This window comes from Anabaena azotica FACHB-119 (assembly GCF_014697625.1).
GTDB classification, from domain to species: domain Bacteria; phylum Cyanobacteriota; class Cyanobacteriia; order Cyanobacteriales; family Nostocaceae; genus Trichormus; species Trichormus azoticus_A.
In genome coordinates, this window is the sequence record NZ_JACJSG010000007.1 from 97,558 (window position 1) to 124,425 (window position 26,868).

21 protein-coding genes are annotated in these 26,868 nt (G+C 41.8%); 10 read left to right on the forward strand and 11 right to left on the reverse strand.

Going from position 1 to position 26,868, the window contains the following annotated elements:
• Positions 1-52 precede the first annotated feature (52 nt).
• Positions 53-1,213, forward strand: a complete 1,161-nt coding sequence (gene dnaN, locus H6G83_RS06670) for a DNA polymerase III subunit beta (RefSeq protein WP_190468836.1) — start codon at positions 53-55, stop codon at positions 1,211-1,213.
• Between the two features lie 269 nt (positions 1,214-1,482).
• Here dnaN and H6G83_RS06675 read toward each other — a convergent pair whose 3' ends face one another.
• From H6G83_RS06675 to H6G83_RS06685, 3 genes are all read right to left on the reverse strand, one after another.
• Positions 1,483-2,424, reverse strand: coding sequence for an ABC transporter permease (locus tag H6G83_RS06675; RefSeq protein ID WP_190468839.1), 942 nt, complete (start codon positions 2,422-2,424; stop codon positions 1,483-1,485).
• A gap of 194 nt (positions 2,425-2,618) precedes the next feature.
• The gene (locus H6G83_RS06680; protein ID WP_190468843.1) at positions 2,619-3,581 is read right to left on the reverse strand and encodes an ABC transporter permease; all 963 of its coding nucleotides are present in this window, start codon (positions 3,579-3,581) and stop codon (positions 2,619-2,621) included.
• Positions 3,582-4,032: 451 nt separating this feature from the next.
• A complete protein-coding gene (locus tag H6G83_RS06685) occupies positions 4,033-4,830 on the reverse strand; it encodes a superoxide dismutase (protein WP_190468845.1) in 798 nt (265 codons plus the stop codon).
• 315 nt (positions 4,831-5,145) lie between these two features.
• On the opposite strand from H6G83_RS06685, the gene H6G83_RS06690 reads away from it, so the two are divergent.
• Positions 5,146-5,928, forward strand: a complete 783-nt coding sequence (locus tag H6G83_RS06690) for a TIGR01548 family HAD-type hydrolase (protein WP_190469107.1) — start codon at positions 5,146-5,148, stop codon at positions 5,926-5,928.
• Between the two features lie 360 nt (positions 5,929-6,288).
• On the opposite strand, the gene H6G83_RS06695 is transcribed toward H6G83_RS06690, so the two are convergent.
• The 4 genes from H6G83_RS06695 to sufB form a co-directional block, all read right to left on the reverse strand.
• On the reverse strand, positions 6,289-7,551 hold the full coding sequence (locus tag H6G83_RS06695) for a cysteine desulfurase (protein ID WP_190468847.1): 1,263 nt from the start codon (positions 7,549-7,551) through the stop codon (positions 6,289-6,291).
• 34 nt (positions 7,552-7,585) lie between these two features.
• Complete coding sequence (gene sufD, locus H6G83_RS06700; protein WP_190468851.1) at positions 7,586-8,941, reverse strand: Fe-S cluster assembly protein SufD; 1,356 nt, start codon at positions 8,939-8,941, stop codon at positions 7,586-7,588.
• Complete coding sequence (gene sufC, locus H6G83_RS06705) at positions 8,941-9,729, reverse strand: Fe-S cluster assembly ATPase SufC (RefSeq protein ID WP_190468853.1); 789 nt, start codon at positions 9,727-9,729, stop codon at positions 8,941-8,943. The genes sufD and sufC overlap by 1 nt, the downstream gene beginning before the upstream one ends.
• A 234-nt stretch (positions 9,730-9,963) precedes the next feature.
• Entirely contained in the window at positions 9,964-11,403 is a 1,440-nt protein-coding gene (gene sufB / locus H6G83_RS06710) for a Fe-S cluster assembly protein SufB (RefSeq protein ID WP_190468856.1), read from the reverse strand.
• Between the two features lie 223 nt (positions 11,404-11,626).
• On the opposite strand from sufB, the gene sufR reads away from it, so the two are divergent.
• Entirely contained in the window at positions 11,627-12,310 is a 684-nt protein-coding gene (gene sufR / locus H6G83_RS06715; RefSeq protein ID WP_190468860.1) for an iron-sulfur cluster biosynthesis transcriptional regulator SufR, read from the forward strand.
• Positions 12,311-12,528: 218 nt separating this feature from the next.
• Complete coding sequence (locus tag H6G83_RS06720; RefSeq protein ID WP_190468862.1) at positions 12,529-12,789, forward strand: hypothetical protein; 261 nt, start codon at positions 12,529-12,531, stop codon at positions 12,787-12,789.
• Between the two features lie 1,103 nt (positions 12,790-13,892).
• On the opposite strand, the gene H6G83_RS06725 is transcribed toward H6G83_RS06720, so the two are convergent.
• The gene (locus H6G83_RS06725; RefSeq protein ID WP_190468867.1) at positions 13,893-14,531 is read right to left on the reverse strand and encodes a hypothetical protein; all 639 of its coding nucleotides are present in this window, start codon (positions 14,529-14,531) and stop codon (positions 13,893-13,895) included.
• A 493-nt stretch (positions 14,532-15,024) separates the two neighbouring features.
• Positions 15,025-15,351, reverse strand: a complete 327-nt coding sequence (locus H6G83_RS06730; RefSeq protein WP_190468869.1) for a YbjQ family protein — start codon at positions 15,349-15,351, stop codon at positions 15,025-15,027.
• Positions 15,352-16,276: 925 nt separating this feature from the next.
• Between H6G83_RS06730 and H6G83_RS06735 the strand changes: the two genes are divergently transcribed.
• Positions 16,277-16,948 carry a tetratricopeptide repeat protein gene (locus tag H6G83_RS06735; protein WP_190468871.1) on the forward strand — a complete coding sequence of 224 codons (672 nt, stop codon included), beginning with the start codon at positions 16,277-16,279 and terminating at the stop codon, positions 16,946-16,948.
• 103 nt (positions 16,949-17,051) lie between these two features.
• Here the strand turns inward: H6G83_RS06735 and H6G83_RS06740 are convergent, their stop codons facing one another.
• Entirely contained in the window at positions 17,052-17,954 is a 903-nt protein-coding gene (locus H6G83_RS06740) for an ABC transporter ATP-binding protein (RefSeq protein ID WP_190468873.1), read from the reverse strand.
• A 476-nt stretch (positions 17,955-18,430) separates the two neighbouring features.
• Between H6G83_RS06740 and H6G83_RS06745 the strand changes: the two genes are divergently transcribed.
• Positions 18,431-19,267 (forward strand): RodZ domain-containing protein, encoded by an 837-nt coding sequence (locus H6G83_RS06745; RefSeq protein ID WP_190468876.1) that lies wholly within the window; start codon positions 18,431-18,433, stop codon positions 19,265-19,267.
• 79 nt (positions 19,268-19,346) lie between these two features.
• Here the strand turns inward: H6G83_RS06745 and gatA are convergent, their stop codons facing one another.
• On the reverse strand, positions 19,347-20,807 hold the full coding sequence (gene gatA / locus H6G83_RS06750; protein ID WP_190468879.1) for an Asp-tRNA(Asn)/Glu-tRNA(Gln) amidotransferase subunit GatA: 1,461 nt from the start codon (positions 20,805-20,807) through the stop codon (positions 19,347-19,349).
• Between the two features lie 293 nt (positions 20,808-21,100).
• On the opposite strand from gatA, the gene H6G83_RS06755 reads away from it, so the two are divergent.
• From H6G83_RS06755 to H6G83_RS06770, 4 genes are all read left to right on the forward strand, one after another.
• Complete coding sequence (locus tag H6G83_RS06755) at positions 21,101-21,979, forward strand: DUF4349 domain-containing protein (RefSeq protein ID WP_190468881.1); 879 nt, start codon at positions 21,101-21,103, stop codon at positions 21,977-21,979.
• A 163-nt stretch (positions 21,980-22,142) separates the two neighbouring features.
• A complete protein-coding gene (locus H6G83_RS06760; RefSeq protein WP_190468883.1) occupies positions 22,143-23,675 on the forward strand; it encodes a SagB/ThcOx family dehydrogenase in 1,533 nt (510 codons plus the stop codon).
• Between the two features lie 963 nt (positions 23,676-24,638).
• Positions 24,639-25,049: a hypothetical protein gene (locus H6G83_RS06765; protein WP_190468886.1), complete on the forward strand. Its 411-nt coding sequence runs from the start codon at positions 24,639-24,641 to the stop codon at positions 25,047-25,049.
• A gap of 112 nt (positions 25,050-25,161) precedes the next feature.
• Positions 25,162-26,613 carry a hypothetical protein gene (locus H6G83_RS06770; RefSeq protein ID WP_190468889.1) on the forward strand — a complete coding sequence of 484 codons (1,452 nt, stop codon included), beginning with the start codon at positions 25,162-25,164 and terminating at the stop codon, positions 26,611-26,613.
• Positions 26,614-26,868 lie beyond the last annotated feature (255 nt).

The window sequence follows — 26,868 nt, forward strand, 5'->3', positions numbered from 1 at the left end:
TCCCCTGCTCCCCTGCTCCCCTGCTCCCCCTAGTCCCCAGTCCCCAGTCCCTATGAAATTAGTTTGCGCCCAAAGTGACCTCAGTTCCAACCTTTCCCTTGTCAGCCGTGCAGTACCATCACGACCGACTCATCCAGTGCTGGCTAATGTGCTGCTACAAGCTGATGCGGAAACTAATCAAGTCAGCTTAACAGGCTTTGACCTCAGCTTGGGTATCCGCACTAGCTTTAATGCTGACGTGTGGCAAGGAGGAGCGATCGCACTTCCTGCTAAATTATTGGTAGATATCACCTCACGTTTACCAGAGGGAGAAATCACCCTTGATGATGAATCAGCAACCGATAGTACAACCGGAGAAGGTTTAATCGTTACACTCACACCCAAAACCGGACAGTACCAATTACGCGCAATGGGATCGGAAGATTTTCCCGAATTACCCCTGATAGAAGATAACACAGCCATTTATCTCACAGCCACAGCCTTAATCGAAGGATTACGCGGTTCATTATTTGCTACCAGTGGAGACGAAACTAAACAAGTCCTCACAGGTGTACATCTCACAGTTAAACAAGACACCTTAGAATTTGCGGCTACAGATGGACATCGCCTAGCAGTAGTCGAAACCACCAACGAGCGTCCTTTGGAAGATAATGAGCAACAATTAGAGGTAACAGTACCAGCCAGAGCATTACGCGAACTAGAAAGGATGTTAGCCCATAATGCCGCCTCTGAAGAACCCATAGCATTATACTTAGACCAAGGTCAAGTTATATTTGCATGGCAAAATCAACGCTTAAGTAGCCGCACATTAGAAGGTCAATATCCAGCTTATCGTCAACTCATTCCCCGCCAATTTGAGCGACAAGTAACAGTAGAAAGGCGGCAATTTTTAAGCACATTAGAAAGAATTGCTGTCCTAGCAGACCAAAAGAATAATATTGTTAAGTTAACAATTGATAGTGCTGCTCAAGAGCTTACCTTATCTTGTGAAGCTCAAGAAATGGGTAGTGGAAGAGAGTCAATGACGGCGGAAATTGCTGGGGAAGATATAGAAATTGCTTTTAACGTTAAGTATTTAATGGAAGGATTAAAAGCTTTACCATCTGCCGAAATTCAAATGCACATTAATCAAAACCTGAGTCCTGTAATTTTCACTCCACTGGGTGGTTTAAAAATGACTTATTTAGCAATGCCTGTGCAATTGAGAAGTTAAAATAGGGGATAGGGGACAGGGGACAGGGATGAGGGAGTAACCCACCCCTAGCCCCTCCCAGGAGGGGAGAAAAACTAATGACTAATCTGACTTTTTACAGGATCTAAAAGACCCCTCTCCAAACCTCTCCCCTACAAGGAGAGAGGCTTTAATTGCTCCCCCTTCCCTTGAAGGGAAGGGGGCTGGGGGGTTAGGTCTGTCGTTAACTTTTCCACATGACGTGAAAAGTCAGGTGACTAATGACTAATGACTAATGACTAATGACTAAATTAAGATAATCGAGGGTCAAGCGCATCTCGTAAACCATCGCCTATATAGTTAATACTCAGCACAGTGAGAAATATCGCCGTACCGGGGAAAATTACCATGTAGGGCGCAAACTCCAAAAAATTCTGTGCATCGTAAAGCATCCTTCCCCAAGTTGGGACATCAGGGGGAAAACCTAGACCAAAAAAGCTGAGTGTAGATTCTGTAATAATAGCGGTACTGACAGAAAGAGTCGCTGCTACCAATACCGGACTGATAACATTGGGTAAAATATGAATCCAAATTAACCGCTTGGGGGAAGCACCAAGGGCGCGGGCGGCGGTGACAAATTCTTGTTCGCGCACCGTTAAAAACCCAGCCCTGACTAACCTAGCTACAGACATCCAATTGAGTCCGCCAATAACTAGGACGATTAAGACAAATATACCTAACTCTGGGCCGGCGATCGCTTTAATTGCATCCCGAAATAAAAATATCACCAATAACAATAATGGTAGACGCGGTAAAGCCAAACACAAATCAGTCAACCGCATTAATAGCATATCCAACCAACCGCCATAAAATCCTGAAAATGCGCCGATAACTATCCCCAAAGTTATCGCCACCAACATGGAAAACACACCGACAGCAATTGATATTCTGCCACCATACAATACCCTGGCTAAGATATCTTGTCCTAAATCATTAGTGCCAAATGGATGTTCCCAACTGGGGGGAAGGGTAGACTTAGCAAAATCAATTTTATTAATGGGAACAGAGTAAAGCCAAGGCCCAAACACCACAATCAAAATGATCAACAGTAATATTACAGCACCCAGCATAGCCTGACGATTACCGCGAAACTTACGCCACGCCTCTTGAGTCAGGCTTTCTTGTTGTGCGATCGCACTTGTGGTTGATAATGGAGTTATTGGTAAATTCAGTTTAAACCATCTTTTCAACATATTTCTAAAAAAATAATTTGTTTGTAGTAATGACTTTAGTCCTTATGTCCTTAGCACTAAAAGCATCGCCTACCGTATCATGATTTTGGTGGGCAGTGCAGCGCCCTACTTTTTAACATAATCCAGGGTACAGTCTTATCATGGTTGTGGTGGGCAATGCAGCGCCCTACAAATACTTAATTCGTAATTAATAGCTACCTTGTATATTTAACACGGGGGTCTAATAAACCATAGAGAATATCTGCAACTAAGTTAAATATCACAATTAATATTGCATATATAAAAGTAATTGCCATCACAACAGGCGTATCATTTTTATAAATAGAGTCAATTAATAAAGCCCCAATCCCCGGAACTCGAAAAACTTTTTCTGTCACCAAAGCACCTGTAAACACGCTAGGAATATCCAAGGCTATCAACGTCACTACGGGAATTAAAGCATTCCTTAAAATATGTCTGATAATCACTACAAATTTGGGTAAACCTTTCGCATAAGCAGTACGGACATAATCTTGATGAATATTTTCCAAAATTTCTGAACGCACAAAGCGCATTAACATTGCTGCTTGCCAAAGTGCTAACACAGAAATTGGCATAATAGACTGTTGGATTTGGGCGATGAAACTCTGCCAGTCTTTTACTTGTAATGTACTATTATAAATAAAGGGCAGCCATTTTAACTGTATACTAAAAATAATAATAAATAGTAAACCTGTAAAGAAAGGTGGGAGAGAAAACCCAAAAAATACTAAAGTAGTTAAAACTTGATCAATAACTGTATTGCGTTTCAGGGCAGAAATCACTCCTAATGGAATAGCCAGCAATGCACCTAGTAAATAAGCAGCACCAACTACCCATAATGTTGTGGGTAAACGTTGCCAAATTAAGTCGATTACAGGACTACGACTAGTGAAAGAATAGCCCATGTCGCCACGTACAAAAGCTATCACCCATTTAAAATAGCGAATGTGAATTGGTTGGTCTAATCCCAAAGACCTTTTGATATTTTCCCGCACCTCTGCTGTTATGGAAGGATTGAGCGCAAATTCCCCCATTGGATCACCGGGTGCTAAGGCTAAAATGGTGAATATAACTAGACTAATTGCGATTAGTGTAGGAATAGCGACTAGTAGACGATTGATTAAGTATTTACTCATTCTTGATGCACAGACTGTCTTACCTATTGACTAATTAAACACAAGTTTAGTCGGTAAGTTGCTGAACAGATAGCATCGAAGATCCAAAAAATTTACTTTTAGGACTTACGCAAGCTTGAGGGTGTTGTAAATGCTTGGCTTGAGAAAATAACATGAATTAAGAATTACGCCAGGGTAAGCCCAGGCGCAGGTGGTTAAAAATTACTAACTAATACCAATTTGAAAAAAGAATGCGACAGATATGTTGGTAGGGCGCACATCTGTGCATTGGTGTCAACTTAAGCCAGGGCGAACGTAATTCGACGTGAGTTCGACAAGCGTTGTTTTGACCTCTCCCCCAACCCCTCTCCTACCAGGAGAGGGGAGTAAGAGGGTGAGGTTTTCGTTTCTCCTCCCTCTCCTCGTAGGAGAGGGAGGTTGGGAGGGAGAGGTTCATAGAACTCACGTTAATTTACCTTGAGGCTTGAGCGCGTTTGTTAATTTCTGCCCAGTTGACTACATTCCACCAGTTATTTAGGTAGTCAGCACGGCGATTTTGATATCTTAGATAATAGGCGTGTTCCCAGACATCATTGCCTAAAATTGGGTATGAGCCTTCCATGATGGGATTATCTTGATTGGGGGTGGTGACTATTTGCAACTGTTTTTGCGGGTTACGGACTAACCAAACCCAACCACTACCAAAGCGATCGCCCCCAGCTTGGTTAAACTGTTTCTGAAATGCTTCAAAACTACCAAAAGTTTTGTTGATTTCTTGGGCAATTTCTCCGGTTGGTTGTCCCCCACCATTAGGACTCATAATTTGCCAGAACATTGTATGGTTGAGGTGTCCGCCAGCATTGTTACGTACTTTTGTGCGAATATCTTCAGGGACGCTCTTTAAGTCACGCAATAAAGCCTCTACACTTTTGTTTTGCAGTTCTTTATGCTTTTGTAAAGCATTGTTGAGATTGTTAACATAAGCGGCGTGGTGCTTATCATGATGCAGCTTCATCGTTTCTGCGTCGATCGCTTTCTCTAGGGCGTTATAAGCGTAAGGTAATGGTGGTAACTTGGCGGGTGTTGTCAGTTGACGATCAACAAAAGCTATGGGGCTTGTATCTGTTGCAGATGTAGTCGTTTCTACAGGGGTGGCTACAGTATCTTGCTGCGGCTGTGCAATACCTTCAGGTTGACAGCCATAGAAGGTAGCTATCAATATAACGCCTGTACAAAAGCCAAGAAATTTTTGCCACAGAGATAATTTCATTGCATTTCCTCTTACTTATACTCACATTCAGGTATAATCGGCTCTATTTGTTTAATCGATGCCAAAACTCCTCAATAGCAGCGAATTGATAATTGTCAGAGACATGGAACCTGATCACCACTGCATACACCGTAGCGTAGCCAGCAGCTAAGACAAAGCAAATAGTACAGAACTTTCAGGTGCGATCGCAATGACGAAATTTTATGAAGTCTTTTGGATGAGGATGTGCCAGATATTCAAAGAAAGTCAAGAAATGGGATAATTGCCCTGAAGAGAGGACAATTTCCCCCTTCCCCTTTCCCCTTCCCCTTCCCCATGACCAAAAAAGCGATCGCAATATTTGATATAGATGGAGTTGTCCGTGATGTTGGCGGTTCATATCGTCGAGCGCTGGCGGATACGGTAGAGTACTTTACAAACAACGCCTATCGTCCAACTTCCCTAGAAATTGACCAGCTAAAATCCGAAGGTATTTGGAATAACGATTGGGAAGCATCTCAAGAATTAATTTATCGCTACTTTGCAGCTCAAGGAAAATCTCGTGAACAACTGCAACTAGATTACAACACCATAGTTGCCTTTTTTCAATCGCGTTACCGAGGCCCAGATCCTGAAAATTGGACAGGATATATCTGTGATGAACCGTTATTATTACAACCAAGTTATTTAGAACAACTCACCCAAGCTGGTATCGCTTGGGGATTTTTTAGTGGTGCTACTAGTGGATCTGCTAACTATGTTTTGCAGAAACGCTTGGGTTTACAGTCTCCCGTACTCATTGCAATGGAGGACGCACCAGGTAAACCAGACCCCACAGGGCTATTTGCGGCTGTCACTAAGTTAGAGAAGGGGTTAGAAGAATCTGTAGTTATCTACGTTGGGGATACAGTAGCAGATATGTACACAGTCACAAAAGCTAGAGAAATTCAGCCGCACCGTACATGGATTGGTGTAGGTATTTTACCACCTCATGTGCAAGAAACAGCCCAACGTCGAGATGCTTATGCCCAATCTCTCATAGATGCAGGTGCAGCAGTAGTTTTGAGTAATGTTGAACAGTTAAATCCAGAGCAAATACAAAGTTTATTCCAGGGGTAGAGGCTAGAGGCTAGGGCTTGTTTTCAAACTATTACAGATTCATCTGCGTTCATCTGCGTTCAATTATTTTTTCTGTACCTCACTGACTTGAAAACCGCTATAAGCTCAACTTCATAGAGAAATGGTATTATATCATGTCAGCTTAAATACTTATCATATATTGGGGGCTGGTAATAGGTAATCGGTAATCGGTAATGGCTCACAACAATTACCTATTAGCTATTACCAATTACCGACAAAAACAACCATATTATAAGTAATTAGCCGAACTTGATATTAGTATCAAGAGTTTTTTAATGACAAAAAATAAAATACCCGACTTCGCAAAATCGGGTATCTCTAACTAATATTTGAATATATTTAGCCAAATACGTTGGCGAAAAATTCCAGAGTTTCCTTGAGTGCTTTGATGAAAACATCAATTTCCTCGCGGGTGTTGTAGAAAGAGAGGCTGGCGCGGGCGGTGGCGGCTAAACCTAAGTGACGGTGTAATGGTTGTGTGCAATGATGTCCTGAACGGATGGCTACGCCTTCTTGATCTAATAATGTAGATAAGTCGTTGGCGTGGACTCCGGCGGCGGTAAATGTCGCTAAAGCGGCTCTACCTTCTCCGTTAGCGTCGGGTTTGGGGCCGTAGAGGTTAATTTGGGGTATTTGTGCTAATTGTTGCCACAAATAGGCTGTTAATTCGGCTTCATAGGCATGAATTTTATCCATACCTATATTCGTAAGATAATCTACTGCTGCACCAAGAGCGATCGCTTCCCCAATTGCAGGTGTACCAGCTTCAAATTTATGGGGTAATTCGGCATAAGTAGAATGATCTAAATATACCTCGGCAATCATTTCCCCACCACCAAAAAATGGCGGCATTGCTTCTAATAATTCCAGCTTGCCATACAAGAAACCTATGCCTGTAGGAGCGCACATTTTATGTCCCGATGCTACTAACCAGTCACAGCCAATTTGCTGGACATCGACAGGCATATGGGGAACACTTTGACAAGCATCAACTAAGAATTTCGCGCCGTATCTGTGAGCAATTTCCGCAATCTCTGCCACTGGATTTATACAACCCAATGTGTTAGAAACATGAACTATAGAAACTAATTTAGTTTTTTCGGAAATCAGTTGTTTAAACTGTTCTAAATCGAAGGTTTGTTCTGGTGTCAGTTCCACATATTTGAGAACTGCGCCTGTTTTTTGGGCGACAAATTGCCAAGGAACAATATTACTGTGGTGTTCCATCACCGACAAAATAATTTCATCGCCTGCTTTTAAATTGTTCATCCCCCAGCTATAAGCAACTAAGTTAATGGCTTCGCTGGCGTTGCGGGTGTAAACAATTTCTTGACGGGAGGCGGCGTTGATAAATTTAGCAATTTTATCCCTTGCGCCTTCATAAGCGTCGGTGGCTTTGGCGCTGAGGGTGTGAGCGCCACGATGCACGTTAGCGTTATATTGCTCGTAATAATCCTTGAGGGTATTTAATACGAACAGGGGTTTTTGTGATGTGGCGGCGTTGTCTAGGTAGACTAGGGTTTTGTCGTTGACTTCCTGATGTAAGAGGGGGAAGTCAGCGCGGACTTTATCTGCAAGGGTTTTGGTAGGAGTGTAAGTCATTTTTTGTTAGTCATTAGTCATTAGTCATTAGTCATTAGTCATTGGTTAGAGACTTGTAACTGGTGACTGTGTTTAGGAGTTTGTCTCGCAAGGAGGGGATGGGTATTTGGTTGATAATTTCGGCGGCGAAGGCGTTAACTAGTAACTTGCGTGCGTCGTTGCTGTCAATGCCTCGGCTTTGCAGGTAGAATATTTCATCGTCTTCTAACTGGCTGACTGTTGCACCGTGGGCGCATTTGACGTTATCGGCGGTTATTTCTAGTTGGGGTTTGGTGTCTACTCTGGCTTTGGATGATAGCAGTAGGTTCCGGTTTAACTGGGCGGCGTTGGTTAGCTGTGCTGGTTTGGGGACGAAAACTTTACCGTTGAAGACTGCGTGAGCGCGATCGCCTACAATACATTTATGCAGTTGGTTGCTTGTACCATAGGGATGATTGAGAGCGATCGCACTGTGAGTATCCGCCAATTGATTACCAGCTATCATTGTCAAACCGTTGAGGCTGGTTTCGGTTTGTTCGCCAGTCTGCAAAACCTCTAAATTATGGCGGGATATCTTTCCACCCAAGCTGAGGGCGTGACAAGTATAACGGCTGTAACGGGCTTGAGTTACCGCAGTTTTGCCGATATGGAAAGCGACTTTACTCTCCCTCTCAACTCTAGTGTGAACTACTTGGGCATTGTCGGCGATCGCAATTTCCGTAACCGCGTTGGTAAGGTAAACCCCCTCTGCTGGGGTGACAAACTCTTCAATTACACTCACCTGAGAACCGCTTTCCGCCACCACCAAAGCGCGGGGTTGGGAAATTGTCGCCTTCTCACCAGCCACAGAGATAAATAATAGATGTATTGGTGTTTCCACGATGACATTCTTCGCCACCAACACCACCGCCACATCAGAAATACCAGCCGTATTCAAGGCGGTGAATACTTCTAAAGCACCTTCAGATTGTGCTAAATATTTTTGTACAAGCTCTTGCTCGGTGCTGGGTAAGGTTGATAAATTACCAACAACTACACCGTTAGGTAAATCTGCAACTACTGATAACTCAGGCGCATATACCCCATTCACCAACACCAAACGACTATTAACGGCTTCCGACAAACTCAGCGCGGAAACATCAACTGGTTGTACTTTCCCAACCTGAAATTCTACCTTCCGCAACTCAGATAAATCAGTAAACCGCCATTCCTCCTCACGAGTAGTAGGAATAACTGAATGACGTACCCAATTTTTGGCGCTGTCGCGTACTTCCTGTAACCAACCTTCCGTAGGTGGTACTGTTACTTGATTTAACAAACCCAACAGATAAGCATCCCTATCTAACAAAGCCGATGTCAAATTCACCGCTTCTGAATTAGCAATTGCACTAGGAGAAACTTGTATCGTCATTACACACCCACCTCTACAGCAGTTTCTTCTAGCAGCCAGTCATAACCGCGAGACTCTAATTCCAACGCCAATTCCTTACCACCACTTCTAATTATCTGTCCCCGCGCCATCACATGGACAAAATCAGGGATAATATAATCGAGTAACCGTTGGTAGTGAGTAATCATAATTGTGGCATTGTCCGCGCTGGTGAGTTGATTCACACCATGAGCCACAATTTTCAACGCATCAATATCTAAACCAGAGTCAGTCTCATCCAAAATTGCCAACTTCGGTTCTAGCAGCGCCATTTGCAGAATCTCATTGCGCTTCTTCTCACCACCAGAAAACCCTTCATTCACACTCCGGTTGAGGAAAGCCGGGTTCATCTTCACCACATCCAACTTTTCCTCAATCAAATCATCAAAATCAAAAGTATCAATTTCTTCCAACCCTTGCGCCTTGCGACGAGAATTATACGCCACCCGCAAGAAATCTAAATTACTTACCCCAGGAATTTCCAAAGGATACTGGAAAGCCAAAAACACACCAGCCCTCGCCCGTTCCTCTGGTTCCAACTCCAGCAAATTCTGTCCTTGAAAAATTATCTCCCCACCAGTCACAGTATAAGCAGGATGTCCCGCCAACACCTTAGAAAAAGTACTCTTCCCAGAACCATTCGGCCCCATAATCGCATGGATTTCACCATAACGCACCTCAAGATTCACACCCTTGAGAATAGGAGTACCATCAACTTCAGCCGTCAAATCTCTCACTGACAGCACAATTTCACTATTTTCAATAATCATGTTCTCTCTCTCTTCTCTCTTTGGCGTTGCTGATTGAAAATATGAATTTGTCTCACGCAAAGGCGCAAAGTAACAAAGAAAAATAAGGGCTAATTCGATGTTTCATATTCTAATTCAGCAATGCCCTGTCTCTTCTCTGCGAACCTCTGTCTTGAAAAGTTTCCTACGGAGGGAAACCCTCCTACAGAACTTTTCGCTGCGCGAACTCCGCGCCCCTCTGCGTTTAAAAAGGCACTAACCCACACTACCCTCTAATTTCAGGCTCAATAGTTTATCAGCCTCGACAGCAAACTCCATCGGTAGCTGATTAAACACATCCTTACAGAAGCCGCTAATCATCATCGAAATAGCATCTTCTGAAGAAATACCCCGTTGAGCAAAGAAGAATAACTGATCTTCCCCAATCTTAGAAGTAGAAGCTTCATGCTCTACCTTACCCGTGCTATTCTGCACTTGAATATAAGGGAAAGTATTAGCGTGAGCATTATCGCCAATTAACATCGAGTCGCACTGCGAATAGTTCCTTGCGCCTTCGGCGGTGGGGTTAATCTTCACCAAACCCCGGTAACTATTACTAGATTGACCAGCAGAGATACCTTTAGATATAATCGTACTACGGGTATTTTTACCAATATGAATCATCTTTGTCCCGGTGTCGGCTTGCTGCATATTGTTAGTTAGCGCCACCGAGTAAAATTCACCCACGGAGTTATCCCCAACTAAGACGCAACTGGGATACTTCCAAGTAATGGCGGAACCAGTTTCGACTTGTGTCCAAGAAATCTTCGAGTTGACACCTTTGCACAAACCGCGCTTGGTGACGAAGTTGTAAATTCCACCTTTACCATTCGCATCTCCTGCATACCAGTTCTGCACGGTGGAATATTTAATCTCCGCATTATCCAGGGCGACGAGTTCCACTACAGCCGCGTGTAACTGGTTGCTGTCGTACATGGGCGCAGTACAACCTTCCAGGTAGGAAACATAGCTACCTTCTTCAGCTACAATCAAAGTCCGCTCAAATTGTCCTGTATCGCCGGAGTTGATGCGGAAGTAGGTAGACAATTCCATTGGACATTTCACACCCTTGGGAATGTAGACGAAGGAACCATCACTAAATACCGCCGAGTTGAGGGCGGCGAAATAGTTGTCAGCGATGGGAACGACGCTACCCAGATATTTTTTTACCAGTTCTGGATGTTCCCGCAAGGCTTCGGAAATGGAACAGAAGATTACGCCGTCTTTGGCGAGCTTTTCTTTGAAGGTGGTAGCAACAGATACGCTATCGAAAATCGCATCTACGGCGACGTTTGCCAAACGCTTCTGTTCAGATAGAGAAATACCCAACTTCTCGAAGGTTTCCAGCAGGGTGGGATCAACTTCCTCTAAACTGTTGAGTTTTTCTTTCTTTTGTTTAGGCGCAGAATAATAAATGATATCCTGATAGTTTATGGGCGGATACTTGACGCTAGGCCAAGTTGGCTCTGTCATTTTTTGCCACTGGCGAAACGCTCTGAGGCGAAACTCCAGCATAAACTCCGGTTCGTTCTTCTTGGCGGAGATTAGGCGGACGACATCCTCATTCAGTCCACGCGGGATAGTGTCGGCTTCAATGTCGGTGACAAAGCCGTACTTGTAGGGTTGGTTGACTAAGGTTTTTACAGTGGCACTCATCGGTAGTGTTCTCTCGTGTTCGGTTCTGAATCTCTCTAGGGATGGAGACGGGCTGTGTTCTTGCCGATTCTCATCTCGTATGACTGAGTGGTGTCACGGCTGTTAGAATGGGGTTGGAGAGTAAAACAACATAGATGTTGTTTAATGTATCTTCATTTTAAGCTAGATTAACAACAACAATGTTGTCAAAGTCAAATTTTCTCAAAAAAATTTTTAGAAGAAGATGGCGACTACTCAGCAGGTTTCAACAAAACAAGAGATTTTAGAGTATCTTCTGAAACACTCACAGGCAACAGCACTGGACTTAGCTAGTGCTTTGGAAGTCACTCCCCAAGCCATTCGTCGTCATCTTAAGGATTTGGAGGCGGAGGAGTTAGTTGTATATAGTAATACAACGCAAGCGGGGATGGGGCGACCACAACACGTTTATCAATTAAGCCGCCAAGGGCGAGAACGGATAAATAAAACAACAAGCGATCGCCACGGTGATTTTGCCGTATCCTTATTGGATACCATCGCCGAAACCGTGGGACATGACCAATTCAAGACAATTTTACAAAAACAGTGGGAACGCAAAGCCCAAGAATACCGCGATCGCGTCGGTAACGGTGCGCTGCGAGAAAGAGTAGCTAACTTAGTCGAACTGCGAAAAGCTGAAGGTTTCATGGCAGAATATCACCCTGTAGATTCCCCTAACGAGTCAGAGGATGAAAGATTTATCTTCATGGAACATAACTGTGCAATTTCCAACGTTGCGGAATCATTTCCCAGCGTCTGCGGACATGAACTGGAAATGTTTGCGGCTGTGCTTCCAGACTGTCTAGTCGAACGTACCCACTGGCTGATCAACGGCGAACATCGTTGCGGTTATTTAGTGCGATCGCGCAAACAAGCATCTCACACATAAATTTACTTTCCAACTAAGTTTAGTGCAGGAATCCCAACCGATTGGTAAATGGTTTTACCAATAAGCTATTTCATTACCTTTACACACCAATAATAAAAATAGTTATTAGTTAGAGAAACTTGATTTTATTTTGGAAAAATTTAAGTATTTGTAGGGCGCTGCACTGCCCACCAATAAAACAATGATAAGGTACTTATAGTCTCTAACCTGGATAAAATATGGATTTACCATCACAGCAACCCTCAACTCAATTCCTCACCTTAGAAGAATCAGCTAAAGTCGATGCTGCCCTTCTATCCTCCCCCGAAAAATTCTTAACAAGACTAACGATTTCTTCACTAAAACTATTGAAACACATTGCTCAAGATTATGGTGTTGCCATAGAAGATTTGACAACCCAACAAGTTATCGATTGGTTTGAGAAAGACGGCAGAATTAGAAGAGAACAAGGCATAGAGGCATCATATTTAAAGTGGTAAAATTTGAGCATACCCACACTGGGCTTGCTACTTGTGCATTGCAGATATTGCTTTTTTAGGGGAAGACTGTTGTGATGCTTCCGCTAATTTAATACGCTTGCCACATCAGGTAACACCAAACAATAAATTATCCAACTTGATTTTTATTAGGTGGCGCTACTTATGAATATTTTCTTGCTATAGTCTGGGTTTCTCGTAAGTAGCGCACCTTACATTTTGAATATTTTTTTATCTGAAAGTACCTGAAATTGTAAACATATATTCTTTTTTTATAAGAGAAATGTGAATTAGTTGATATTGATTGGTAATTGTGATTATCTTTGATTCAGATGATTAATCATTTGAGTAAAAATAGCAGTTATAGTAGTTTGCCTAATAGATTAGAACATTAACTAATCTAAAGCCTTTATTTAAAAAGCGTTTCGGTGCTGTTTCTTGTTTCCTGTTCCCTGCTATAACAAACTTTTTCAGCTCAAGCGACCAGAAATTGGTCAATTCATCTCTGAGATTTGGGTTTTATTTAGGACAAACGCATCTAAATTTTGTAGTCCAAGCCGTGCATTGGTTTCAATTGATAGTTGAACATCTCAACAATGCTAGAAATTTTGCTCGACGAGTATTCTCAAAATAAGATGCCTTTGCCATAGCTGTTAGGGTTACACCTAATCATATTTTTGTCTGAGTGTAAGCCCTAGTGATGCAAATTCAACCCAAGTCTTTATATTCGCTCACATAAAATATTGAAGCAGCAACAATGGTACAGCAAAAAAACAGTAACCCAGTAGCGCCTTCTTCACGTTTTAACTCTATCAGCATCGAATACAAAATCAAGGGTCAGAGTGAAGCTACTATTAAAAAAAGCTATGAATTACTTGTCATTTTCACATTTGCGACCACTTTTTCCTTTTTGAATATTTACTAATTTAAAAGCACCTTTTACTAGGTGCTTTTAAAAATCAGTTTCAAGCTTGTATAGGATTCATACTTGATTTTTGAAAGATACGTAGAGTGGGCATTGCCCACCATATCATCTTTTTGGTGGGCAATGCCCACCCTACAAATACTGAGATTTTTTTAGAAATCAAATCGGATTCCTATATTTATTAAGCGTTGTAATGCTGATTACTACGAGGGCTACGAACGCCAGCAGCAGCACCTATCATTGAAGCGATTAAACCTAATAAAGAACCAAATACAAACCACCACAAACCTCTAGAAGTTGCCGAAGCAATCTCACGAGCTTGTTGAGCGTCTACATTGGGTACGTTTTGAGGTAAAGTAGCACCTTGTTGTTGTGCTTGGTTGATCACATCTCCAGCGTTGGAAGCAGCAATACCAAACGCACCAGATACACCACTAGCTAATAGCCAAGAGCTAAGGGCTAAGGTTGTTGCCCAAAGAATTGCACCATTGAGTAATGCTGTATTCCGGTTCATTGGGCCACAGGCGCGAGCTGTTACCCAACCGCCAGTAAATAGGGAAATTAATAACCCAATGGTTGACCACAATCCTACGTTGTTAGCAACACCAGGTGTAATGCTTCTGGGTGCGCCTGAGCCTGCAACTGTGCCAGCACCAATTGCAGCAAATAAGGCGCTCAAAATTAATTGAGTAGCTAAAGCAACTAACACACCAGAAATAATTGGCCCCCAACGAACACGGTCATGGTAATCACCGACTCTTCCCACTACCGTAGATTCAGGCTGAATCACATCGTCGCCTACTCGATTTGCGTATGACATTAGCGTATTTACTCCTTGTTACTTTAACTTTTGTAGCAAAGTTAATTAGGTTAGTTATGTTTATCCTTACGTTAAAATTAAATGGTTATTTATGCTTTTTAATATCTATCACCAGAAAGAGTTATATACTCTATCTGGGGTAAGAATAAATATATTAATTTCCTAATAATTAGATTTTATTTAACCAAAAAAATATCTATTTTTTTTAGAAAAAATAATCAAATCATATTGATTAATTTGTTAATAAGTTTATAAATTAAATATTTTTTTAGTTGATGGGTAAGTTTGAACACAAAAATACCCATCACTTTTTATTAAAATAATGTCCACCAATCTGGGTAAATTAAATGAGCATACTAACGTACTCGCACAGCAGTCAAACTAACTGTAGGGTGCGTCAGCGACAATAATTTCGTACAAATTCAAAGATTTTTTACATCTGACGCACCCTACCCCAAGTGTCTTTAGCGTAAGTTCTGATGAAATGAACATCCTAACGTACTCGCACAGCAGTACCTGTGGCAGTAATTAACATGAGAACGCCTGACTGATCAACATTAATAGTGCCAGTGTCAATTTCAATGCCAATAACAGCATTGGCTCCCAAACGCTGGGCGCGTTGCTGTAATTCTTCTATTGCTTTACGTTGTCCCTCTTCAAACAGACGTTCATAGCTAGCAGTACGTCCACCGATAACATCTCGAATACTAGCGAAGAAATCTCTGAGGAAATTACTACCATAAACAACTTCTGCGGTCACAATACCTAAGTATGAATCAATTACAGCACCTTGAATCACGTCAGTTGTAGTTAAAATCATAACTCATCCTTATAAATGACTTACTAATTAGGGTTATTTCTACTCTATCAAGTTAGTTTTGGTATGACTTTTCACGTCATATGGAAAAGCTTACGCCTAACCTCACCCCATAGCCCCTCTTTCCGTGAGGGATGGGGGAAATCAAAGCCTTTCGCTCTCAAGAAACACAGGTGACAGGTGACAGGTGACAGAAAATAGGGAATAGTTGTGTTTCTTTCATATTTTGCGGGAGCGTTAACCGCGCCCGTGGGAGGCTCACATCTTGCACCTTCTCAATAAATACGTGGCTCCCTGCACTCCCCACTCTACGAAATCATCAGCTTTTCAGCCCGTTATTTTATCAATAAGAGGCTGGTGCAAGATATAGCAGGGGAGAGGTTACAGGTTACAGGTTACAGAGTTAAAAGTCTTTTGCTGTCTAAGTTTTTTCATTTCCTCATGTCCTAACTGTCTTGGCTATTGCTATATAAGCGCCCCACAAGGGGGAAGTCAAAAGTCAAAAGTCAAAAGTATTAAACTCCCTCGCAACGAATAAAACAAACACATTTTTCTTTTTTAGCTAAAAGCCTTGCTATATAAGGGTTATAAAATGTGTTAGTTAGGAGTTTTCCCGCCTTTACTACGCTTCTCTGTGGGTAATTTACAGCAAATATACAAAAGAGGGTTTAATATAGGTGAAAATTTAAATGTTTGATGGATTTTAGCTAGCAGAAAAATGTTTGAGATATAAAGTCTAAAGTTAAGAATGCGGACTTATTTCTCTTATGTGTTTAAGTAGAAACTCTAGTTTTTCTGTGTTGAACGGAATTGTGGTATTTACTGATTATTAATATTTTATAAAAAGAGATAACCACAGTTTTCAAAAAGCAAATTTTTTGTTTTAATGAACAAGAAAAAAGTTCACTATAAGTTCAGGAAATTTACTGTGTACAAACGTATATCATTCGTGTTGGGTGTGCTTTTACTGGGATGTGTTACTGCTATACCCTCAGTAGCGCAAGCTCAGGTTTTGGTGGCGCAAGCTAACAATGCAGAATTAAAACGATTGTTAGAAGATGGTAAGCGGCTGGTGGATGCTGGTGATTATAACGGGGCGATCGCAGTTTATCAACAAGCGGCCGCTTTAGCACCGAAAAATGCGAAAATTCATTCAGGAATTGGGTATTTATACGCCCAACAAGGAAATTTTCCCGCAGCACTAGCATCATACCGTCGGGCGATCGCCATTAACCCAAATAATAGTGATTTTTTCTATGCTGTAGGCTACATCAAAGGCAATATGGGCGACACAAAGGGCGCAAAAGAAGCTTACCGCCGTGCTATTCAAATCAACCGCAACAACGTTAGCGCTTATATAGGTTTAGGTGTCACTCAATCTCGTATGGGAGACTACCAAGCAGCTAGTTGGGCATTTGCACAAGCAATTAAGCTTGATAAAAACAATGCCCAGACTTACGAGTTTATGGGCCAAATGTATAAACAGCGTCGGCAAAATAAACAAGCAAGTAACCTGCTGCAAAAAGCCCGTGACTTGTACCAAAGACGCAATGATACAGGCGGTGTAGCTAGAGTTGAGGCGATGCTTCAACAGTTATAGTAGGGGATAGGGGATAGGTGACAGGGGACAGGTTTAAAAGCCGTTTTTTCAGGCTTTTATGATTCCTGTATGTCTTAATTTATCTGGCAACTGCTAGGTTGAGTTAATTTAACTGCCTTCCTGTTAATTCGACAAAAATATCTTCCAAGTTAGAGGGACGTACCATCATACCAGTTTTATTTGGCTGTTGATTTAAATAATTGTTTGCCTCTTCCAAAGTAGGGAAAAATAAATATTCCCAACCTCGTGAACTATCGTTACCTGGTTCGGTAACACTCAACTGTTTCGTTACTAAACCCTCGCCGTGAACAGAACGCAGTTGCTTTAAAGTTCCTAAAGAAATTAACTTACCAGCATCCATAATACCAATACGTCCTGGTTTAGCAGAGCCAAAAGCATCACATAAAAACTCCACCTCATCCATGTAATGAGTTGTTAATAACATCGTCATCCCTTGTTTATTTAAATCCCGAATAATTTCCCACAGGCGGCGGCGAGTTTGCGGATCTAGCCCCACTGTGGGTTCATCTAAAAACAAAATTTGTGGTTGATGTAATAAAGCTCTAGCTATTTGTAGTCGTCGTTTCATTCCCCCAGACAAAGTTTTTACCAAACTATCGCGTCTATCTACAAGTTCGACATATTCTAGCCATTGATTAATTAATCGCTGTCGTTCTGGGTTAGCGATGTGATGTAACCTGCCATGTAGTTCCATATTTTCCCAGACGCTTAAATCGCCATCGACGCTAATTTGTTGCAAAACAACGCCAATATTCCGCTTTGCTAACATGGGTTGACGCACCACATCATAACCAGCAACCTCCATCCGCCCTTGGGATGGTTTTGTCAGTGTAGTCAGCATCCGAATTGTGGTAGACTTACCTGCGCCGTTGGGGCCAAGGAGAGCGAATATTTCTCCTGCTTCAATGTTGAACGACAAGTCATTAACTACAGGGACGTTGTTGTAAAGCTTGTAAACGTTTTCTAAAAGAACAGTAGCCGTCATGAGTAAATTGATAACACCGTTTCCTTATTTACACTACCATTGCAGTTAGGAAAGAGGTTTTCCAGATGCCGTGAAAGGGACTTCCAACTAAAAAAATATCCAATTGCTTTGGAGCGCAGGGGTAGTGGAGGAAATTTCTTTATTGTCGCCATGCCAAGGCATGGCTGTTTCATCTTCTAAGAGCGCCGCCTGTTTGCCCGAATATCATTGGTCTTGGGGCAAACCTCTATAATTCTAGCTGTAGGTATTCTCTCGCATCTCAAACCAATCTCTGAGGGTCTGTTTAGTTAGGTTTGACAAATATTGAGCAAAATAATTCTCTAGTTAGCAATAGAGTTTAATATTCTGGGATCGGAATTTACGATTAAAATTGGACTGACTACACAAATTTATTCATGAATTTAGTAATAATACTTACTATATCCAAGTAGTCTCACTGGGAAATAGTAAAAATTAGCTTATTCTAGGAGAAGAGAGTGAACCTATTAAATGAGGCTCAAGAACAACAACTTGAAGAAATAAGTAAATATTTACTACAAGTAAGACAAGAAAAAGGTATACGTATAGAAGAAGTAGCCGCTAAAACCAACATTAGACTATATTTCCTCCAAGCCTTAGACGCAGGTAACTTTTCTGAATTACCTGAACCTGTTTATGTCCAAGGATTTATCCGTCGTTATGCAGATATCTTAGGTTTGGATGGACAGGCTTTAGCTAAAAGTTTTAATACTAATGTACCTGTTATTCAAGAATTTCGTCATCAGGAAACTGAATATATAAACAAAAGACCGAATATCAGGATTCCTCTGTTTGTCCCTTTAATTTTATTCATAGCAGGTGCAGCGATCGCACTTGTTTATGCCCTCAATCCCAAACTCATCACTCAATCTTTCGCCAAACAAAACTCAGCAGCTACCGCACCAATTCAAGTTGACCCTTCGCCGCTTACCGTCACACCTCCAGCAACAACAAACTCAACCGTCAGCAACTCCCAAAATTCCACCCCATCACCTACAACCGCAGCCGTAAACAGTCCCACAGCCACAACCAGCGCGGAAAATAATCCTCATGCGCCTGTAGCAGTTACCTTACAATTGGAAGGTAATTCATGGTTGCAAGTGAAAGCCGATGGTAAGACAGCGTTTATCGGTAAATTAAGCAAAGGCGATCGCAAAACTTGGACAGCAAAAAAACAGTTAACTGTACGTTCCGGTAACGCTGGCGCTGTGTTAATTTCCGTCAACGATAAACCCGCACAAATCTTAGGCGCGACAGGACTTGTGAAAGAGGTGACATATACCTCTAGTCAATAGTCAATAGTCATTGGTCATTGGTCATTAGTTCACAACTTTCATTGTTTACTGTTGACCAATTACCAATTACCAATTACCATTAAGAAATTTTCGGCTGACTTAAATGCCAACTAGTAGACTGTTCGTAAGCGTAAGCTACTTGCAATAATTGGTCTTCTCGTAAGACTTTGCCAATTAATTGTAAGCCAATTGGTAATCCTTGGTCATCAAAACCGCAGGGGACGCTGATACCGGGTAAACCTGCTAAGTTGACGGGAATAGTCATCAGGTCATTCAAGTACATACTGATGGGGTCAGCCGTTTTTTCTCCTGCTTTGAATGCGGTGGTGGGTGCGGTGGGAGAAACTAACAGGTCAACACTTTTAAACGCATTATCAAAGTCTTGCTTAATTAATGTACGCACTTTTTGGGCTTTGAGATAGTAAGCATCATAATAACCAGCAGAAAGAGCGTAAGTTCCGATCATGATGCGCCGTTTAACTTCTGCACCAAAACCAGTGGCGCGGGTACGTGTGTACATGGAAAGTAGATTATCTGCTTCCGGCGCACGCCAACCGTATTTTACGCCATCGTAACGGGCTAGGTTAGCTGAGGCTTCTGAGGGGGCGATGATGTAGTAGCTAGGTAAACCATAGCGGAAGTTAGGACAGGAAATTATATGAATTTCCGCGCCTAGATTTTGTAACTGGTCAATGGCTTTAGTGACGGCTTGTTCCACAACAGAGTCTAAACCTTCACCAAAAGTTTCTTTGATAACGCCAATTCTGAGTTTACCTCTAGCTTTGAGGTCTGGTTTTAAGCTAGCTACGTAGTCAGGGATATCTACTTTCAGACTGGTGGAATCTTTAGCATCGTAACCTGCGATCGCCTTTAATAATATCGCAGCATCTTCGACCGACCGTCCAAAGGGGCCAATTTGATCCAAAGATGAAGCAAAAGCCACCAAACCATAGCGTGAAACTAACCCGTAGGTAGGTTTTAGTCCCACCACACCACAATAAGAAGCAGGTTGACGAATAGAACCACCAGTATCAGAACCCAGCGCCACCACACATTCGTCCGCCGCCACAGCCGCAGCTGAACCACCTGAAGAACCACCAGGAACTCTCGACAGATCCCAAGGATTCGCCGTAATGTGATAAGCAGAGGTTTCCGTAGAACCACCCATTGCAAACTCATCTAGATTGGTTTTACCAACCAATACCGCCCCTGCATCCAGTAGCTTTTGTGTCACAGTTGACTCGTAAGGCGGCACAAAATTTTCCAAAATCTTCGAGGCGCAAGTGGTAGGGATACCCTTAGTACATAGATTATCCTTAACGCCGATAGGAATCCCCGCCAACAGCCCAATTTTCTCGCCTGCGGCTATTTTGGCATCCACAGCACGAGCCTGTTCTAAAGCCTGCTGTGCCGTGATATGTAAGAAACTATGCAGTTTCGGCTCTAGATTTTGAATACGGTCTAAAGTTTCTTGGGTAATTTCAACGGCAGAACGTTCTTTTTTAACTAGCTGTTCGTGCAACTCGCGGATGGATGCCATGATTGCTCTCTTAGTGACTCAAGTCATTGATTTTAGTACATATTGGGAAGGATTGGTTATTGGTCATTGGTCAATAGTCAATAGTCAATAGTCAATAGTCCATAGTCCATAGTCCATAGTCCATAGTCAACTGACCACTGTCAACTGTCAACTGTCAACTGATCACTGTCAACTGACCACTGTCAACTGTCCACTGTCAACTGAACCAGACGTTACATAAATTGCAACAGTCCCAGGTTTAGGTTTTGCTTGGGTAATACTGGGGGTAAATTGCAACTATCGGGGGTTAGATTATGCAAAAGCCTAGTAAATTAACAGCTAAATCTAGTTTATTTATCAGTGCGCTACTGGGGGGAGTGATTTTCACGAGTTGCGCGTCTGTACCTCCGTCTGCAAATCAAGAGTTAGCATCCGCACCTGTACCTGCACCTGGGGCTGTTGCTAATTTCAACCAGAAGGCTGATGCTGCACCACAAGTTCCTCGTTCCCGTCCGCAACTCATTAAAAAAGCGGCGATGACGGTAATTGTCAACTCAGTTGATAAAAGTATTGATAATGTTACACAAATTATTAATCGCCAGCAGGGAGACTTAATCAGTTTAAATGAACAACAACCTACAAAAGAAAACTCTCGCCATACGGCATCAATCCAGTTAAGAGTACCACAAAATCTACTAGAATCTACCCTAGAAGAATTAGCGAAATTAGGTACTGTAGAAAACCGTAATATCACAGCAGAAGATGTTGGTGATCAATTGGTGGATTTCCAAGCCAGGTTAACCAACTTACGTAAAACTGAAGCTAGTTTACAAAAAATTATGGATCGGGCAGGTTCGGTCAGGGATATACTGAGTGTTGCCCAGGAACTCAGCAATGTTAGACAATCTATAGAGCAAATTGATGCTCAATTGAAAAACCTACAAAATCAAGTCGCCTACTCAACTATTACCCTCAAGCTAGAAGCTGCGGTATCTAGTTCCAGTCCTCAACGTGGTGTAAGTTCGCAAATCCAAGAAACTTGGAATAATTCTACCCAATCCTTGGGCAATTTTACCGTCGGTTTACTCAAACTGGGTATATGGTTAATGGTTTACAGTCCTTACTTTGTAGTCTTAGCTGGTGGTGCTTATGCCTTCTACCGTTGGCGGCGTAATCGTTTAGTTAGTCATTAGTCATTGGTCATTGGTCATTGGTCATTGGTCATTGGTCAACAGTTCCCAATCCCCAATCCCCTGTACAATCGTAATGTTACGGAATGTACCAATTAACACTAAACAATAGGACTGATGAATGCCAAGATCAAAATGAGGATGTCATAAGGGTATTGAAAGTACTATGCCAGAAATATACCAGTCTATTGCTCAACATTATCACGAACGTACTAAATATGACCCTGAGACCCTTGCTTCTAAAAGTCAGAGGTTAGATTGGGCTAAACAACCAGTGCCGTTTAAGGAGTATAAAATCGGTGCTGCTATTGACCTTAAACCCTACTTGCAAGAAGCACCAGAGGCATTTGTTAATGATGCCAATGGTCAATGGTGGAAAAGGCTGTCGCGGTTGTTGTTTCGGAGTTATGGGTTGACTGCGAGAATGCCTTCTATGGGAAATACGGTATATTTACGTGCTGCACCCAGCGCGGGGGGGTTGTATCCGGCGGAAGTGTATTTAGTTTCCCGTGGTACGCCGCTATTACCACCAGGGCTGTATAATTACCAATGCCGGACTCATTCTTTAATGCACTATTGGGAAAGTGATGTTTGGCAAAGTTTACAAGAGGCTTGTTTCTGGCATCCGGCTTTAGATAATACCCAATTAGCTATTATTGTCACGGCTGTTTTTTATCGTTCGGCTTGGCGTTATGAAGACCGGGCTTATCGCCGCATTTGTTTGGATACGGGACATCTGTTAGGTAATATTGAGTTAGCAGGTGCGATCGCCGATTATCGTCCTCACTTAATTGGTGGTTTTGTTGATGAAGCGGTCAATGATTTACTATATATTGATCCGCTACAGGAAGGTGCGATCGCTGTCTTACCCTTGGCAGACTTGTTAGATATTCAGCAAAATTTACCACGAGGATGTACAGCCCTACCCTCAGCCACAGAAACTACTTACCCACAAATTCCTGATGGTGAATTGTTGAAATACTTTCATCGCCATACCCAAATTTCGCCAAGTATCACTGGCAAACTAAATTTACCAACTGTTAAACAAGAAAAATCTTTAGAAGACAAATATAATTTTCCCTTCTGTCTGAAAATTCCTACCGCCACTACACCTATACAATGGGGAGAAAAGCTGACAGACTTGGAAATCACCATGCACAAGCGTCGCTCTACCCGTGCTTATAATGGTGAAGAACTAACTCTTGATGAACTCAAGGCTTTACTCGATTTCACTTATCAACCACAAAATTATATTGACCAAAATTTAGATACTTCCCCAGATTATTTTGACCTAAATTTAATCGAAACTTTTATTGCTGTCTGTGGAGTCAAAGGACTGGAGGCTGGTTGCTACTATTACGCACCCAAAGCCCAAGAATTAAGACAAATTAGGTTTAAGAATTTTCGCCGGGAGTTACATTTTCTTTGTCTAGGACAGGAACTTGGCAGAGATGCCGCCGCAGTAATTTTCCATACATCTGATTTAAAATCGGCGATCGCTCAATATGGCGATCGCGTTTATCGTTATTTGCACATGGATGCTGGACATTTAGGACAGCGCTTGAATTTAGCAGCAATTCAACTGAATTTAGGTGTCAGTGGTATTGGCGGCTTCTTCGATGATCATGTAAACGATGTTCTCGGAATTCCTGCTGATGAAGCGGTGATTTATATCACAACCCTGGGAAGACCTAGATAATGTAAATCCTATCACTTCTATTTGCAGACTGATAGTATCTGTAGGACGCTGCACTGCTAGCCCTGTCAAGGTGAATAGTAATTAACGTGAGTTCAATGAACCTCTCCCTCCCAACCTCCCTCTCCTCGTAGGAGCGAAAAGTCTGAGCGCCGGCTTCCGGCGATCAGAACTTTTCAAGAGAGAGGGGTTGGGGGTGAGGTCAAAACAACGCTGGTCGAACTCACGTTTATTTAATAAACCACAGAGGCACAGAGGTTAGAGAAGAAACTTATTCCAACATTTTAGTCTAGACAAGCCACTATCTTGTAATCAAAGCGTTGAATTTTGTTACCTACTGAATTTTTTAATAATTAAGTTGTATTACTTTTAACTTATATCTGAATAATTTTACGATGAAATGTATTTTCATGATTGAAAAAAATCAGCAATATTATGTAGAAATAAACTTTTTAAATTCATTTCCTATATTATATACACACAAATTACAGAGAAATTAGATAAAAATTTCACCATAATCAATTACCTAATTCAGTAATGACGAATCCATTTATAACAGCTACACTATATTTTCAAAGAGATTACAGATAGGTAAAGAGCTGAATTTGCAAGACATAAGGTTTTTGCAAAGGTTAGAGTTCAGTAGTCCACTCATATTAACCGTAGTGTTCCCGCTACGGTTTTTTATTTGCAGATGAACCCTCTTGCAAAATATAGCAGGGGACAGGTTATAGGGGACAGGTGACAGGGCTGAAAGCCTTTGAAATTAAAGGTTTTAAAATTGTATGATGTCCTAACTTATGCTTCGACTGCTATATTCAAGAAACATCAAGTTTTTTATTGTGAAAAATACTAAACTCTGTGGAAATTACGGAATTGGCAATGTAACAAATTACCGTAATTTCACCGTGCCAAAAAACGATTTTTATGAATACAAAGAAAATATCGTTATTCAATTTATATTAGATGTTATTAAAACGAGTTAGCAATTGGGCGATAATTACCTCATTGTCATTTAGTGGAATAGCGATCGCCTACAGTGGAGAGAATGCGATCGCTGAAACGAAGAATAGCAATTTTTATGTGCAAGTAGGTGCTGATAGTGGTGGTTTTCCCATTGCTTTGGATTTATCATCTATAGAAGGTAGTAATTACACTCTTGTGCAGAAACAAGGTGACGGCATAGCTGAGAGAAGGCTTTATGCAGACTGTAATCAAAACAGATTATATTCTAAAAAACTATCCGTTTATGCCTCCAATGGGGAGTTAACCCAAGAAGATAGAACCGAACAGGAACTTTTCCCCAAGCCAAAAACTGCTGATGCGGCTTCTATGGAAATTGTTTGCCAAGTAGCAACTAATCGCAACAAGAATTAATTATTTTTTATAGCTGTAGTCCCCAATTTATCCAAGAAATTGGGGATTTTTCTGTTGAAACTTTTGCTAGCTTTTATCAGTCTGATTATTCAAATTATATGAAAAACCAACAATGTCTTCTACTAGTCAGGGCATTCCAGGCTTGCCTGATTTAACGCATCCAACACAGCTAATAGAACTTGGTTCTCAATTAATTACAGCTTCTCTATTATTAGTATTTTTAGTCATAGCTTTGGGAGTAGCGATCGCTCTGGTGAGTTTCGCATTCCGACACAATCAATCACAACAAACTATCTTTATTGGTGATTGGGCTATTCGTTACTCCCAAATCTTACAAGGATTGCAACATTTAATTTTAGTATTAATTTTACTAGTTGTAGGATTTTTTCTCTCTTCTACTTTAAGCAATCGTTATCACCATTGGGAACAAGCAAAAGTCACTCAAGTCGCTCAAAGTGTGGCTGGTGATAAATTAGAACAAATTGCGCCACAAGTGCGTTATCTGACTCAAGAACCTTATAGTTATACCACTCAAGTTAACGGTAAAATTATCAAAGTCAACGATACGCAACAAGTAAACCGCTTTCTCTCATTAGCGGGGTCGCAAATTCAGGTAAACTTGGAACAAACTACAGATGTGCAAGGACGTAGTGCAGTTTATCGCGTAGATTACACTGCTGATTACAAGGTAGTAAACCGCCTCAAAGATATCAATAACTTCTTTTTTGAAGCACCGCCACCCAATGGTTATTCCTTATTGTCTAATTATAAAGTAGAGCGCGATGGGCTACGCCCCGCCGGAGGCGATGGCGTTCCGCCCAGCGTAGCTGATCGCACAAGGTTAGAACCAGTTAACCCAGGAAATTATAGCTTTGCCTTCCGCCTAGAACCAGGACAAGAAACAAACTTGCGCGTTACCTATCAGGCGCAAGGGGGGCCACGCTGGGTTTATAATAGCGCTGGACAATTACTATCCAACTTTCGCTTAACAACAATTGCTAACTTTGCTGGCGCAGATTTTGCTAGTGGCGTTGTCCCAAAAGAAACGAAAGTTGATGGACGCAGTACTCAATATACTTGGATATTTGATGATAACGTTTCGGTAAAAAACCCGTTTGGGGTATTTACGAATACAAATCCCATTCAGAAAACAGGCATTATTCCCCGTTTATTATTATTAGCACCAGCCTTATTTTTGTGGTGGATATTGCTGCTATATTTATCTGTGCCAATGAGTTTAAAAAATGTAGCGATCGCTAGTAGCATCTACTTTGCCTGTCTATTAACTTTAACCTACCTCAGCCGCTTCATGGATGCACAGTTAGCATGGACAATGATTTCCCTGGTGTTACTCACCTTAACCTGGGGTTTGGGTGCAACTCGCAGTGCTTCTCTCGCCGCCATTATCTGTACCATCGCTGGCGGAGTATTGCCAGTTTTGGGGTTATTAGTACCATATAGTGGACTGACTTTGAGCATTGCAGGTTTAATGTCTGCTATCTGGTTGGCTGTGCGTCACTGGTATAACTGGTATATCTGGCGACCGGAAGATATGAAAAAATAAACCTGTGATAGCGGCTAGGGGCTGTTTTCCAAGTCTAAAGGTAGTGGCGAATGTAATTCGACGTGAGTTCGACCAGCGTTGTTTTGACCTCTCCCCCAACCCCTCTCCTACGAGGAGAGGGGAGATTTCGTAGGGTGGGGAGTGCATCGCCACTAGCTTCCACAAGGGAGGTGCAAGATGTCAGTAGTGGCGTGGCGACTTAAACGAGGCTAAAAAAATTGATAAAAATTTTAGGCAATTTTATATTTGCGAGAT

What these genes read in the sequence shown, in the direction of transcription:
- sufB (WP_190468856.1), bottom strand. Translation starts at nt 11,403, where the DNA reads ATGAGTGCCACTGTAAAAACCTTAGTCAACCAACCCTACAAGTACGGC.
- H6G83_RS06675 (WP_190468839.1), bottom strand. Translation starts at nt 2,424, where the DNA reads ATGTTGAAAAGATGGTTTAAACTGAATTTACCAATAACTCCATTATCA.
- sufD (WP_190468851.1), bottom strand. Translation starts at nt 8,941, where the DNA reads ATGACGATACAAGTTTCTCCTAGTGCAATTGCTAATTCAGAAGCGGTG.
- sufC (WP_190468853.1), bottom strand. Translation starts at nt 9,729, where the DNA reads ATGATTATTGAAAATAGTGAAATTGTGCTGTCAGTGAGAGATTTGACG.
- H6G83_RS06695 (WP_190468847.1), bottom strand. Translation starts at nt 7,551, where the DNA reads ATGACTTACACTCCTACCAAAACCCTTGCAGATAAAGTCCGCGCTGAC.
- sufR (WP_190468860.1), top strand. Translation starts at nt 11,627, where the DNA reads ATGGCGACTACTCAGCAGGTTTCAACAAAACAAGAGATTTTAGAGTAT.
- H6G83_RS06680 (WP_190468843.1), bottom strand. Translation starts at nt 3,581, where the DNA reads ATGAGTAAATACTTAATCAATCGTCTACTAGTCGCTATTCCTACACTA.
- gatA (WP_190468879.1), bottom strand. Translation starts at nt 20,807, where the DNA reads ATGGCATCCATCCGCGAGTTGCACGAACAGCTAGTTAAAAAAGAACGT.
- H6G83_RS06730 (WP_190468869.1), bottom strand. Translation starts at nt 15,351, where the DNA reads ATGATTTTAACTACAACTGACGTGATTCAAGGTGCTGTAATTGATTCA.
- H6G83_RS06725 (WP_190468867.1), bottom strand. Translation starts at nt 14,531, where the DNA reads ATGTCATACGCAAATCGAGTAGGCGACGATGTGATTCAGCCTGAATCT.
- H6G83_RS06685 (WP_190468845.1), bottom strand. Translation starts at nt 4,830, where the DNA reads ATGAAATTATCTCTGTGGCAAAAATTTCTTGGCTTTTGTACAGGCGTT.
- H6G83_RS06690 (WP_190469107.1), top strand. Translation starts at nt 5,146, where the DNA reads ATGACCAAAAAAGCGATCGCAATATTTGATATAGATGGAGTTGTCCGT.
- H6G83_RS06765 (WP_190468886.1), top strand. Translation starts at nt 24,639, where the DNA reads ATGTTATTAAAACGAGTTAGCAATTGGGCGATAATTACCTCATTGTCA.
- H6G83_RS06740 (WP_190468873.1), bottom strand. Translation starts at nt 17,954, where the DNA reads ATGACGGCTACTGTTCTTTTAGAAAACGTTTACAAGCTTTACAACAAC.
- H6G83_RS06755 (WP_190468881.1), top strand. Translation starts at nt 21,101, where the DNA reads ATGCAAAAGCCTAGTAAATTAACAGCTAAATCTAGTTTATTTATCAGT.
- H6G83_RS06720 (WP_190468862.1), top strand. Translation starts at nt 12,529, where the DNA reads ATGGATTTACCATCACAGCAACCCTCAACTCAATTCCTCACCTTAGAA.
- H6G83_RS06770 (WP_190468889.1), top strand. Translation starts at nt 25,162, where the DNA reads ATGTCTTCTACTAGTCAGGGCATTCCAGGCTTGCCTGATTTAACGCAT.
- dnaN (WP_190468836.1), top strand. Translation starts at nt 53, where the DNA reads ATGAAATTAGTTTGCGCCCAAAGTGACCTCAGTTCCAACCTTTCCCTT.
- H6G83_RS06760 (WP_190468883.1), top strand. Translation starts at nt 22,143, where the DNA reads ATGCCAGAAATATACCAGTCTATTGCTCAACATTATCACGAACGTACT.